Origin of the sequence: Spongiactinospora gelatinilytica, from assembly GCF_003236385.1 — a bacterium.
GTDB lineage: Bacteria > Actinomycetota > Actinomycetes > Streptosporangiales > Streptosporangiaceae > Spongiactinospora > Spongiactinospora gelatinilytica.
On the sequence record NZ_POUA01000235.1, the window covers coordinates 1 to 12,318 of the forward strand.

Sequence of the window (12,318 nt, forward strand, 5' to 3'; positions counted from 1 at the left end):
CTCCTGCTGCTTGCAGATGTCCTGCGCCTTCCAGCAGCGGGTGTGGAAGCGGCACGCCGGGGGCGGGTTGAGCGGGGAGGGCACGTCGCCCTTGAGCCGGATGCGGTCGCGCTCGGTACGGCCCCGCGGGTCGGGGACCGGCACCGCGGACAGCAGCGCGTTGGTGTACGGGTGCATCGGCGAGCCGTACAGGCTCTTGCGGTCGGCCAGCTCGACGATCTTGCCGAGGTACATCACCGCCACCCGGTCGGAGATGTGCCGGACCACCGACAGGTCGTGGGCGATCACCACGTAGGTCAGGTCCAGCTCGTTCTGGATGTCCTCGAGCAGGTTGACCACCTGCGCCTGGATGGACACGTCGAGCGCGGAGACCGGCTCGTCGGCGATGATCAGCTTGGGTTTCAGGGCGAGGGTCCTGGCGATCCCGATGCGCTGGCGCTGGCCGCCGGAGAACTCGTGCGGGTAACGGTTGTAGTGCTCCGGGCTGAGGCCGACCGTCTCCAGGATCTCCTGGACGGCCTTCTTGACGCCCTGCTCGGTCTTGATGCCCTGGATGCGGTACGGCGCGCCGACGATCGCGCCCACCGTGTGCCGGGGGTTCAGCGACGAGTAGGGGTCCTGGAAGATCATCTGCATGTCCCGGCGCAACGGGCGCAACCGGGACTGCGACATGTGGGTGATGTCCCGTCCCTCGAAAACGATCTTCCCGCCGCTGGGGTCGAGCAGCCTGGTGATCAGCCGGCCCGTGGTGGTCTTCCCGCAGCCGGACTCGCCCACCAGGCCCAGGGTCTCGCCCTTGCGGACGCTGAAGGAGACCCCGTCCACCGCCTGCACGGCGCCCACCTGCCGCTTGAGCAGCCCCCTGGTCACCGGGAAGTGCTTTTCCAGGCCGGTCACCGCGAGCAGGGGCTCGCCGTCCGGAAGATCCGCGGCATCGGTCGTCGGGGTGCTCACGTGGTCTCCAAGATCGGCTTGACGTCGTTCTCCCAGATCTCCCGCCGCCGCGCGCGGGACAGGTGGCAGCGCACCAGGTGCCCGCCGGTCGCGGTCTCCGCCAGCGGCGGCACCTCTTCCTTCGCCCGCTCGCCGGACTCCGCGGCGTAGGGGCAGCGCGGGTGGAAGGCGCAGCCGGACGGGATGTTGATCAGGGACGGCGGGGCGCCCTTGATCGGCTTCAGCCGTTCGGTCGGCTCCCGGTCCAGCCGTGGCACCGAGCTGAGCAGGCCCCAGGTGTAGGGGTGCTCGGGGGTGAGGAAGATGTCCTCGGCCGCGCCGTACTCGACGCACTTGCCGCCGTACATCACCAGGATGTCGTCGGCCAGCTCGGCCACGACGCCCAGGTCGTGGGTGATGATGATCAGCGCGGAGTTGAACTCGCGCTGCAGGTCGCGCATCAGGTCCAGGATCTGGGCCTGCACGGTCACGTCCAGTGCCGTGGTGGGCTCGTCGGCGATCAGTAGTTCCGGGTCGCAGGACAGCGCCATGGCGATCATCGCCCGCTGCCGCATCCCGCCGGAGAACTGGTGGGGGTAGTCGTCCACCCGCCGGTCCGGCTGCGGGATGCCGACCCTGCCCAGCATGTCGATCGCGTGCCGGCGGGCGGCCGCCTTGCTCACGTCGTTGTGGATTCGGTACGCCTCGATGATCTGCTTGCCGACGCTGTAGTACGGGTGCATCGCCGACAGCGGGTCCTGGAAGATCATCGCCATCTTCTTGCCGCGCAGCCTGCGCACGGCCTCGGGCGGCGCGGAGATCAGCTCATCGCCGTCCAGCCAGATCTCGCCGGAGAGCCTGGCGTTGCCGCCGGAGTGCAGGCCGAGGATGCCGAGGCTGGTCACGCTCTTGCCCGAGCCGGACTCCCCGACGATGCCGAGCGTCTTGCCGCGCTCCAGCCCGAACGACAGCCCGTCCACCGCGCGGACCAGGCCGTCATCGGTCGGGAAGTGGATGCTGAGGTCACGGACCGCCAGATGCGGCATGGTGTCGTTGGCGCTCACGCGAGCCTCACCCTTGGGTCGACGACGGCGTACAGCAGGTCCACGATCAGGTTGGCGATCACCACGAACACCGCGGTGAGCAGGGTCACGCCCATCACCTTGGGGAGGTCGTTGCTGACGATGGCCTCGATGGCGTACTTGCCGAGCCCGTTGAGGGAGAAGGTGCTCTCGGTGAGCACGGCACCGCCGAGCAGCAGGCCGAAGTCGAGGCCGAAGATGGTCACGATCGGCGTGAGCGCGGCCCGCAGGCCGTGCTTGACCACCACCGTCCGCTCGGGCAGGCCCTTGGCCCGCGCGGTGCGGATGTAGTCCTCGTTCATGGTCTCCAGCATGCCCGCCCGGGTGAGCCGGGCGTAGCCCGCGGCGAACAGGAACGCCAGCGTGACCCAGGGCAGGATCAGGCTGTAGGCCCACTGAAACGGATCGACGGTGAAGTCGACGTAGGTCCCGCCGGGCACGGTCCAGCCCAGGTAGTAGCTGAAGAAGACCAGCGAGATCATGCCGGTGAAGAACACCGGCATGGACACCCCGGCCAGCGCGATGCCCATCGCGGCCCGGTCGAAGAAGCTGCGGCGGCGCAGCGCCGATATCACGCCGGTGGCCACCCCGGCGATCACCCAGATCACCGCGGCCCCGACGCCCAGCGAGAACGTGACCCGCGAGCGGTCCACCAGGTCGGGCCACACGGGCTGCTGGGTGAGGTAGGAGTAGCCGAAGCAGGGTGCCGGGCACTTCTCGACGCTGGTGCCCGTGTCGTACTCCGCGCCCACGACCAAACCCTTGACGAACCTGCCGTACTGCACCGGCATCGGGTCGTAGAAGCCGAGCCGCTGGGCGATCAGATGCTGGGTCTCCGCGGTGGCCGTACGACCGGCATAGCGGCTCGCCATGCTCTCCGGAGTGGCGCCGACCAGCCGCGGGACCAGAAAGAAGATCGCGAAGGTGACGATGCTCACGATGACGAGCATGATCACCGCGCCGATCAGGCGCCTGATGATGTATGTGATCACAGTGCCCGGCTTTGACGGCCGCCGCCAGGATCGCTGACGGCGGCCGTCGTGGCCTTCACCTGCCTATCTCGTTGGATGATCGCCGGAACGCCTACTGCTGAACGCCGACGCCCACGTAGTCGTACATCTGCTGGGAGTCGCTGACATACAGGTTGGTCAGGCCCTTGCCGCGCATCAGGATCGACTTGGCGTACACGCCGGGCACGGTGACCGCCTCGTCCATGATGCGCTGGTTGATCTCGGCCCACAGGGCGTCGCGGGCGGCGACATCGGCCTCGCCCTTGACCTGGTCGATCTTCTGGTCGACTTCGGGGATCTTGATGCTCAGGTTGTAGTTGCCGGAGTCACGGATGGTCCGGCTGTCCGCGATGGCCTGCAGGAAGCCGAAGGTCTCCGGGTAGTCCGAGCCCCAGCCGTTGACGGCCAGGCCGAGCTTGTTCTGCTTGACGTAGTCCGGCTTGCCGGCGTACAGGGTGAAGTAGTCGCCGTCGGGGAAGGGCTTGAGCGTCAGCTTGATGCCGACCTTGGCCAGCGACTGCTGCACGGCCTCGGCGAACGCCTTCTCGCCCGGGCGCTCGCTGCGGTAGGAGATGTCGGCGTTGAAGCCGTTCGGCTGGCCGCAGGCCGCGAGGGCCGCCTTGGCCTTGTTGATGTCGCCCTTGTTGCCCGGGGTGGCGTAGGTGCTGATCTCCTTGTAGCCGCCCAGCGACGGCGGGATCATGCCGGTCGCGATGTCGCCGCCGTTGGGGCCGCCGTAGGCGCGCTGGACCGACGTGCGGTCCACCGCCCACAGCACGGCCTTGCGGCACTCGATGTTGTTGAGCGGCTCGATGTCCGGGATGACCGAGAGGTACCACAGCCGCTGGAGCTTGGCGTTGTCGGTCCTGGCCTTCAGCACGGGGTCGTTCAGCACGCGGGTGCGCGCGGCCTGCTGGAGGCCGAGGCCGGTGACGGCCAGGTGCACGTCGCCGGAGATCAGCCGGTTGTCGATGTCGTCGGCGTTGACGTTGAGCTGGACCTCGAAGCCGTCGGGCAGCGCGGGGCGGTTCGGGTCGGTGGCCGGGTCCCAGTTCGGGTTGCGCTTCAGGGAGAAGGACTTGCCGATCTCGTTCTTGTCGAACATGTACGGCCCGGACGCGATCACGTGCTCCTGGTACTTCGTTCCGGTGTCCTTGGCCTTGGGCACCGGCATGGTCATCGGCATCTGCACGATGTAGTCGAAGGAGCCGAAGGCCGCCTTCAGCTTGAAGATGATCGTGTAGTCGTCCGGCGTCTCGATCGCCGAGCTGATGTCCCTGTCCGGCTCCTTGAAGGCGCCCTTGTAGTCTTTGGGCCAGTCCAGCAGCTCGTTCAGGTAGCTCGGGCCCTTGGGGAGCACCTGCTTGTCGAAGGAGCGGGCGACGCTGTAGGCGATGTCCTTGGAGGTGATCTCGGTGCCGTCCTCGAACTTCACGCCCTTGCGGAGCTTGTAGGTCCAGGTCTTGCCACCGTCGCTGGTCTCACCGAGGCTCTCGGCGAGGTCGGGGACCAGCGTGTTGCCCTCGGCGCCCGGAGCGGGCTTGAACATCACCAGGGTGCGGCCGTACAGGCGGGCGAAGTTGAATGAGTAACCGTAGTAGGTGTTACCCGGATCCAGGCTGTCCCAGGTGCCCTCATGGGCCATCTTGACGATCCCGCCCTTGGCCTTGGACGGGTTGTAGACCTTGCCGAGCGCGGCGTTGAACTCCTCCTTCACCGCGCCGGCCGAGCCGCCACCGGACTGGCCGGGAGGTGTGTTCCCGCCACCGCCCGCGCAGGCCGATAGGCCGAGCGCCAGCGCGGTTCCGATGGCCGCGATGGCCACTCCGGATCTTGTTCTCATTACTTCGCACCCCTTTGTTGGGATATGGAGCCGGGGGATCGTAGGAGGGTAGGCGGGCTAACGGGTGCGCGGGTCGAAGGCGTCCCGCAGTCCGTCGCCGAACAGGTTGAAGGACAGCACCGTGATGAAGATGGCCATCCCCGGGAAGATCGCGAAGTGCGGCAACGTGAAGAACCGCACCGCGTCGGCCAGCATGCCGCCCCAGGTGGGCGTGGGCGGCCGGACCCCGACCCCGAGGAAGGACAGCGCCGACTCGAACAGGATGTTCGACGGGATCAGCAGCGTCGCGTAGATCAGGATCGGTGCCATCAGGTTCGGCAGCAGCTCGCGGAAGATGATGTGCGGCCAGCGCGCGCCCAGGCTGCGCGCGGCGTCGACGAACTCGCGCTCGCGCAGGGACAGCGTCTGACCGCGGATGATCCGCCCGATGTAGGGCCAGTTGAAGAAGCCGATGATGAACACCAGCAGGGCGATCCGCAGTGAGTCGCCGGTGAGCCCGAACGCGGTGTCCGGGATCGCGCCCACCAGGGCGATGGCGAAGACCAGCAGCGGGAAGGCCAGGAAGATGTCCATCGTGCGGCCGATCAGGGTGTCCACCCAGCCGCCGAAGTAGCCGGCCACGACGCCCATCAGCGTGCCGATCACCACCGAGACCAGGGTGGCGAGGAAGGCGATCAGCAGGGAGATCCGCGCGCCGTACACGACGCGGCTGAACAGGTCGCGCCCGTTCCTCGGCTCCAGGCCGAACAGGAAGTCCCAGCTCATTCCGCCGAACGCGCCGATCGGCACACCGGTGTTGGGATCGGTCAGGTCCTCATGGAACCGCTGCGGCGGATGGCCGAGCAGCCCGACGATGGCGGGGGCGAAGATCGCCATCAGGATGAGGAGGATCACGATGCCCGCGCCGGCCATGGCGACCTTGTCGCGTTTCAGGCGCGACCATGCGATCTGCCCGAGTGACCGGCCGGTGATGCTCTTGCCGCCTGCCCCCTCCAGCACCGACTCCGGCGGGGTCTCCGGGGCCGATCCGGAGACATCGAGCGGTGCGGTCATACTTCAGCCCCCTGGGTCGCAGACGACGTTGTCCCGGCAGGCGCGGGTGTGCGCCTGAATGGGGAAGCCGCTTGAGTGCGGTCCCCGGAAGGCAGAATGTATGCGCCCAACTGCGCTGACTAGCCCTTTGGCCAGCGATGTAGCGCAACTGTGATTCACGCGACACGTATTCGTATCGATCTTGGCGAAATATCTAGAACTTGTTCTGATTCTGTCTCGATTCGGTGACACGAGTCCTTACTCGCACCATAACGGTCATCACCCCACGTGATCGGTATGGGGCGACACCGCGACCACCACGGTCGAGATCGCGGAGGGTCACCAAGGGCGGAGGAGAGCCTTGACGTCGCCCCTGACTTGAATTTCGGTCAGCCCTTAAGCGCCGCTAACTGATTCCGCGTCGCTTAAGAATGTCCTCAATGTCGGAAAAATCATCATCTGCGGCCTTTTTCGCGGGCGCCGGTCGCCGGGTGGGCAACGGCTGCGTCGTGGCGGCCGGGGTGGCCGGGGCGGCGACCCCCGGGCGCGGCTGCGCCGGTGCGGCCTGCCGCTGCGCGGGCTCGGCGCCGGCGCCGGTGCGCCGGTCGGCCTTGGCCCGGCCACGGCCGCGCAGGAAGCCCGAGACGAGGTACAGGACCACCGCGAGGCCCGTCAGGGCCACGCCGATCCACACGGTCGGCGAGAAGACCAGGCCGGTCACGAAGCCGACGACCGAGCTGCCGATGTTCCACAGCACGGGCAGGGCCCCCGTGAGGTACGCGGCCATGGGCAGCAGCGACCAGGCCGCCGCACGCAGCCCGGCCGCGGCGCCCCTGCGCCGCAGCAGCAGGAAACTGATCACCAGCCCTACACCGGTCACTCCGGCGCACAGCGGCAACCACGCGATCTGATTCATGTCGGGCCGCCCCCTCGTATCGCTTCGTCCCTACCATCCTGGCACGCGAAAGGGCCCCCTCCTCTCCTACCGGAGGGGGATTGATCGGCGATCGGGCCCCTAGGGGGACGATCAGGGCTCGCTGGGGGTGGCCACCCTGGCGAGCAGCGCCACATCGACCTGGGTCAGCGAACCGGCGATCATCCGGCCGGGGGCCGGAGGGATGGGCAGCAGACTCGGCACCGCGACCACGCGGCACCCGGCGGCGGTGGCCGAGGTGACGCCGTTCGGTGAGTCTTCGAGCACCACACAGCGCCGCGCCTCGACCGCGGCCAGCGCCACGGCGAGCCGGTAGGGCTCGGGGTCGGGCTTGGTCCGCGAGACGTCGTCGCCGGTGACCACATGATCGAAGAAGTGGCGGCCGATGGCGTCCAGGCAGACCTCGGCCACCGCGCGGGCCGAGGAGGTCACCAGGGCCATGGGCACGCCCGTGGCGCGCACCGAGCGCAGCAGCGCGGCGGCGCCGGGCATCATCTCGACGCCGCCCTCGCGGAGCCTGGCGGTCATCCCGGCGAGCATCCACGACGCGACCTCCGCCGGCTCGGTGTCCGCGCCGGAGGTCTTGAGCATGTAGGCCACCGTGGAGGGCAGCGAGCCCCCCACGAGGTGTTCCTGGTCTTCGGGCCCCCAGGAGCCGCCGAGGCGTTTCATCACCTCGGCCTCGACCTCGAACCAGACCTTCTCGGTGTCCACGAGCAGGCCGTCCATGTCGAAGAAGACGGCCCCGGGCAGCTCAGACATTGAAGTACTTGGCCTCGGGGTGATGGACGACGAGGGCCGAGGTGGCCTGCTCGGGGTGGAGCTGGAACTCCTCCGACAGGTTCACCCCGATCCGGGCGGGATCGAGCAACTCCATCACCTGCACCTGGTCTTCGAGGTTGGGACAGGCAGGATAGCCGAAGGAGTAACGGCAGCCGTGGATGTTGACCTTCAGCATGTCATCCAGCGACTCCTGGCCCCCGATGCCGAGCTCCGAGCGCACCCGCGCATGCCAGTATTCGGCCAGCGCCTCGGTGAGCTGCACCGACAGGCCGTGCAGCTCCAGGTAGTCGCGGTAGGCGTCCTTGGCGAACAGCTCTCCGGTGGCCTCGGCGATGCGGTTGCCCATGGTGACCACCTGGAAGGCGATCACGTCGGTCTCGCCGGACTCGCGCGAGCGGAAGAAGTCGGACAGGCAAAGGTGCCGGTCGCGGCGCTGGCGGGGGAAGGTGAACCTGGTCCGCTCGTTGCCGGCGTCGTCGAGGATGATCAGGTTGTCGCCCTCGCTGACGCACGGGAAGTAGCCATAGGCCACGGCGGCTTCGAGCAGGCCCTCGGTCTGCAGCCGGTCGAGCCACATGCGCAGCCGCGGCCGGCCCTCGGTCTCCACCAGTTCCTCGTAGGAGGGCCCCGAGCCGCTGCGCGTGGCCTTGAGCCCCCACTGGCCCATGAACGTCGCCCGCTCGTCCAGGAACGCGGCGTAGTCGCCCAGCGCGATGCCCTTGACCACGCGGTCGCCGAAGAACGGCGGGGTGGGCACCGGGTTGTCGGCGGCCACGTCGGAGCGGGCGGGCATCTCCTCCTCGGGCGTGCGGTCCAGCGCCGCGCCGGTCTTGACCCGCCGGGTGCGCAGCTCCGGCAGGCGCGCGCCGTCCTCGCCGCGCTTGACCGCCATGATGGCGTCCATCAGGCGCAGGCCCTCGAAGGCGTCACGGGCGTAGCGGACCTCGCCCTGGAACACGTCGGCGAGGTCCTGCTCGACGTAGGCGCGGGTGAGCGCGGCGCCGCCGAGCAGCACCGGGAACCGGGTGGAGATGCCCCGGGAGTTCATCTCCTCAAGGTTCTCCTTCATCACCACGGTGGACTTGACCAGCAGCCCGGACATGCCGATGACGTCGGCGTTCTTGTCCTCGGCCGCCTCCAGGATCGCCGTCACCGGCTGCTTGATGCCGAGGTTGACCACCTCGTAGCCGTTGTTGGACAAGATGATGTCGACGAGGTTCTTGCCGATGTCGTGGACGTCGCCCTTGACCGTGGCCAGCACGATCCGGCCCTTGCCGCCGTCGTCGACCTTCTCCATGTGCGGTTCGAGGTAGGCGACGGCGGTCTTCATCACCTCGGCCGACTGGAGCACGAACGGCAGCTGCATCTGCCCCGAACCGAACAGCTCGCCGACCGTCTTCATGCCGTCGAGGAGCACGTCGTTGATGATCTCCAGGGCCGGGCGCTGGGCCAGCGCCTCGTCCAGGTCGGCCTCAAGGGCCTTGCGCTCGCCGTCCACGATGCGGCGCTTGAGCCGCTCCCACAGCGGCAGCCCGGCCAGCTCGGCCGCCTTGCCGGCCCGCAGCGCGGCGACGTCGACGCCCTCGAACAGCTCCATGAAGTGCGCCAGCGGGTCATACCCCTCCCGCCTGCGGTCGTAGACCAGGTCCAGCGCGGCCTGGCGCTGGTCGTCGGGGATGCGGGCCATCGGCAAGATCTTCGACGCGTGCACGATCGCCGAGTCGAGCCCGGCGTTGACGCACTCGTTGAGGAAGACGCTGTTGAGGACGATCCGGGCGGCCGGGTTGAGGCCGAAGGAGACGTTGGAGACGCCGAGGGTGGTCTGCACGCCCGGGTAGCGGCGCTTGAGCTCGGCGATGGCCTCGATGGTCTCCAGGCCGTCTCTGCGGGTCTCCTCCTGGCCGGTGGCGATCGGGAACGTCAGGCAGTCGACGATGATGTCCTCGACGTGCATGCCCCACTCGCGGGTCAGCGACTCGATCAGGCGGGTCGCCACCCGGACCTTCCACTCGGCGGTGCGGGCCTGGCCCTCCTCGTCGATCGTCAGCGCCACCACGGCCGCGCCGTGCTCGCGCACCAGGCGCATCACCCGCTGGAAGCGGGAGTCGGGGCCGTCGCCGTCCTCGTAGTTGACCGAGTTGATCGTCGCGCGCCCGCCGATCAGCTCCAGCCCGGCCTCAAGGACCGCCGGCTCGGTGGAGTCGAGCACGATCGGCAGCGTGGAGGCGGTGGCGAACCGGAAGGCCAGCTCCTTCATGTCTGCGACGCCGTCGCGGCCGACGTAGTCGATGCACAGGTCGAGCATGTGCGCCCCGTCGCGGGCCTGCTCACGGGCCATCTCCACGCAGTCGTCCCACCGCTCGGCGAGCATCGCCTCACGGAACGCCTTGGAGCCGTTGGCGTTGGTCCGCTCGCCGATCGCCAGGTAGGAGGTGTCCTGGCGGAAGGGGACGTGCTGGTAGAGGGAGGCGGCGCCCGGCTCGGGGCGGGGCCGCCGCTCGGCGATCTCGGCGCCGCGCACCCGCTCGACCACCTGGCGCAGGTGCTCGGGGGTGGTGCCGCAGCAGCCGCCGACCAGGGACAGCCCGTAGTCGCGGGTGAAGGCGCCGTGCGCGTCGGCCAGCTCGCCGGAGGTCAGCGGGTAGCGCGCGCCGTCGGAGGTGAGCTGCGGCAGCCCCGCGTTGGGCATGCAGGACAGCGCCAGCCGGCTGTGCCGGGACAGGTAGCGCAGGTGCTCGCTCATCTCGGCCGGGCCGGTCGCGCAGTTGAGGCCGATCACATCGACGCCGAGCGGCTCGATCGCGGTCAGCGCCGCGCCGATCTCGGAGCCGAGCAGCATCGCCCCGTTGGTCTCGATGGTCACCTGGGTGATGATCGGCACGTCGCGGCCGGCGTCGGCGATGGCGCGGCGCGCGCCGATCACCGCCGCCTTCACCTGGAGGAGGTCCTGGGAGGTCTCGATGATCAGGGCGTCCGCCCCGCCCGCGATCAGCCCGGCGGCGTTGTCGCGGTAGGCGTCGCGCAGCGAAGCGAACGGCGCGTGCCCGAGGGTGGGCAGCTTGGTGCCGGGGCCCATCGAGCCGAGCACGAACCTGGGCCGCTCATCGGTGCTCCACGCGTCGGCTCGCTCGCGGGCCAGCCGGGCGCCCGCCTCGGCCAGCTCATAGACCCGCTCGGCGATGCCGTACTCGCCGAGGGCCGCGAGGTTGGTGCCGAAGGTGTTGGTCTCCACGCAGTCCACGCCCACCTCGAAGTAGGCGTCGTGCACCGACCGCACGATGTCCGGCCGGGTGACGTTGAGGACCTCGTTGCAGCCTTCGTGGCCCTCGAAGTCGTCCAGTGTCACGTCATGGGCCTGAAGCATCGTGCCCATCGCCCCGTCGGCCACCACGACGCGCTGGGACATGACTGCACGCAAGGACGGTCGGCTTGTCATGGGCTCAAGCTTAGTGCGATCCCCTGGAGGATCGGTCGAGGGAGCCGCACTCCTACGGCGGTCCCACGGTATCGGCGACGCCCGCCGGACGCTCACGGTACTACCGGCCGTATGGCACCAAGGGGCCCCTCAACGCATAGGCTTAGCGCAGTACAGCGGAGAGGAGGCGGCGCGTGATCGAGCTCGAAGGGCTCCCCGAGCTCGTCGATCCGGTGCTGATCGCCGCGTTCGAGGGGTGGAACGACGCGGGTGAGGCATCCAGCGGCGCGCTCGGCCATCTGGAGCGGGCGTGGAAGGCCACCCCACTGGTCGCGCTCGACCCGGAGGACTACTACGACTTCCAGGTCACCCGGCCGATCGTCGAGCTCACCGACGGCCAGAACCGCTCCATCACGTGGCCGACCACGCGCCTTTCGGTGGTCAGGCCGCCCGGCGTCGAGCGCGACGTCGTGCTGCTGCGCGGCATAGAGCCCAACATGCGCTGGCGGTCCTTCTGCGAGGAGATCGTGCTGCTGTGCCGGGAGCTCGGCGTCGAGCTGGCCGTGATCCTCGGCGCGCTGCTCAACGACTCCCCGCACACCCGTCCGGTGCCGATCGTGGGCGCGGCGACCGATCCAGGGCTGGCCCGGCAGATCCACCTTGAGCTGACCCGCTACGAGGGCCCCACGGGCATCGTGGGGGTCCTGCAGCAGGCGCTCGGCGCGGCCGGGCTGCGCGCGGTCTCGCTGTGGGCCTCGGTCCCCCACTACGTCGCCCAGCCGCCCAACCCCAAGGCCACACTGGCGCTGTTGCGCCGGGCCGAAGACCTGCTCGACATCCCCATGCCGCTCGGCGACCTGCCGGAGGAGGCACGGGCCTGGGAGCACGGCGTCGACGAGCTGGCCTCCCAGGACAGCGAGGTCGCCGAATACGTCAGGGAGCTTGAGGAGCGCAAGGACGCCGCCGACCTGCCCGAGGCCAGCGGCGACGCCATCGCCGCGGAGTTCGAGCGCTATCTGCGGCGGCGCGACCACGGCGGCGAGGGCTGACCGGCACGGGCCGGCGCCCCGCCCCGCGGTTGGGGCGCGGCGGGCGTGGGGACGAACGATAACGGCAATCGGATGCTCGTCAGTCATCGCCGCGGGGAGACGCGAATGACCCTCCAGCAGATCCGCCTGTTCGGCGATCCCGTGCTCCGCCGTACGGCCGAACCGGTCACCGCCTTCGACCGCGAGCTTCGCACACTCGTCAAGCAGCTCACGGCCACCATGCGCGCGGGGTCCGGG

The 12,318-nt window shown here is 69.1% G+C and carries 10 protein-coding genes; 2 read left to right on the top strand and 8 right to left on the bottom strand.

All coding sequences use genetic code 11. From position 1 onward, the window contains the following. From C1I98_RS25505 to metH, 8 genes are all read right to left on the bottom strand, one after another. Nucleotides 1-954 (bottom strand): ABC transporter ATP-binding protein (locus C1I98_RS25505; protein ID WP_306461916.1); only part of this gene is annotated, 954 nt, incomplete at its 3' end. After that, nucleotides 951-1,979 carry an ABC transporter ATP-binding protein gene (locus C1I98_RS25510; RefSeq protein WP_111169972.1) on the bottom strand — a complete coding sequence of 343 codons (1,029 nt, stop codon included), beginning with the start codon at nucleotides 1,977-1,979 and terminating at the stop codon, nucleotides 951-953. The genes C1I98_RS25505 and C1I98_RS25510, both read right to left, overlap by 4 nt. Nucleotides 1,980-1,993: 14 nt before the next feature. After that, nucleotides 1,994-3,007: an ABC transporter permease gene (locus tag C1I98_RS25515; RefSeq protein WP_111169965.1), complete on the bottom strand. Its 1,014-nt coding sequence runs from the start codon at nucleotides 3,005-3,007 to the stop codon at nucleotides 1,994-1,996. 91 nt (nucleotides 3,008-3,098) lie between these two features. Then, complete coding sequence (locus tag C1I98_RS25520; RefSeq protein ID WP_111169966.1) at nucleotides 3,099-4,868, bottom strand: ABC transporter substrate-binding protein; 1,770 nt, start codon at nucleotides 4,866-4,868, stop codon at nucleotides 3,099-3,101. A gap of 57 nt (nucleotides 4,869-4,925) precedes the next feature. Next, entirely contained in the window at nucleotides 4,926-5,921 is a 996-nt protein-coding gene (locus C1I98_RS25525) for an ABC transporter permease (protein WP_111169967.1), read from the bottom strand. 385 nt (nucleotides 5,922-6,306) lie between these two features. Continuing rightward, complete coding sequence (locus C1I98_RS25530) at nucleotides 6,307-6,816, bottom strand: cellulose synthase (protein ID WP_111169968.1); 510 nt, start codon at nucleotides 6,814-6,816, stop codon at nucleotides 6,307-6,309. Between the two features lie 111 nt (nucleotides 6,817-6,927). Further along, nucleotides 6,928-7,596, bottom strand: a complete 669-nt coding sequence (locus tag C1I98_RS25535) for an HAD family hydrolase (RefSeq protein ID WP_111169969.1) — start codon at nucleotides 7,594-7,596, stop codon at nucleotides 6,928-6,930. Continuing rightward, nucleotides 7,589-11,053, bottom strand: coding sequence for a methionine synthase (metH, locus tag C1I98_RS25540; protein WP_111169970.1), 3,465 nt, complete (start codon nucleotides 11,051-11,053; stop codon nucleotides 7,589-7,591). The genes C1I98_RS25535 and metH overlap by 8 nt, the downstream gene beginning before the upstream one ends. Before the next feature lie 173 nt (nucleotides 11,054-11,226). Here metH and C1I98_RS25545 point away from each other — a divergent pair, with 173 nt between their 5' ends. Further along, complete coding sequence (locus tag C1I98_RS25545; RefSeq protein WP_111169971.1) at nucleotides 11,227-12,081, top strand: PAC2 family protein; 855 nt, start codon at nucleotides 11,227-11,229, stop codon at nucleotides 12,079-12,081. A 105-nt stretch (nucleotides 12,082-12,186) separates the two neighbouring features. Next, the coding region (locus C1I98_RS25550; RefSeq protein ID WP_199537209.1) for a peptide deformylase at nucleotides 12,187-12,318 on the top strand (132 nt) is incomplete at its 3' end.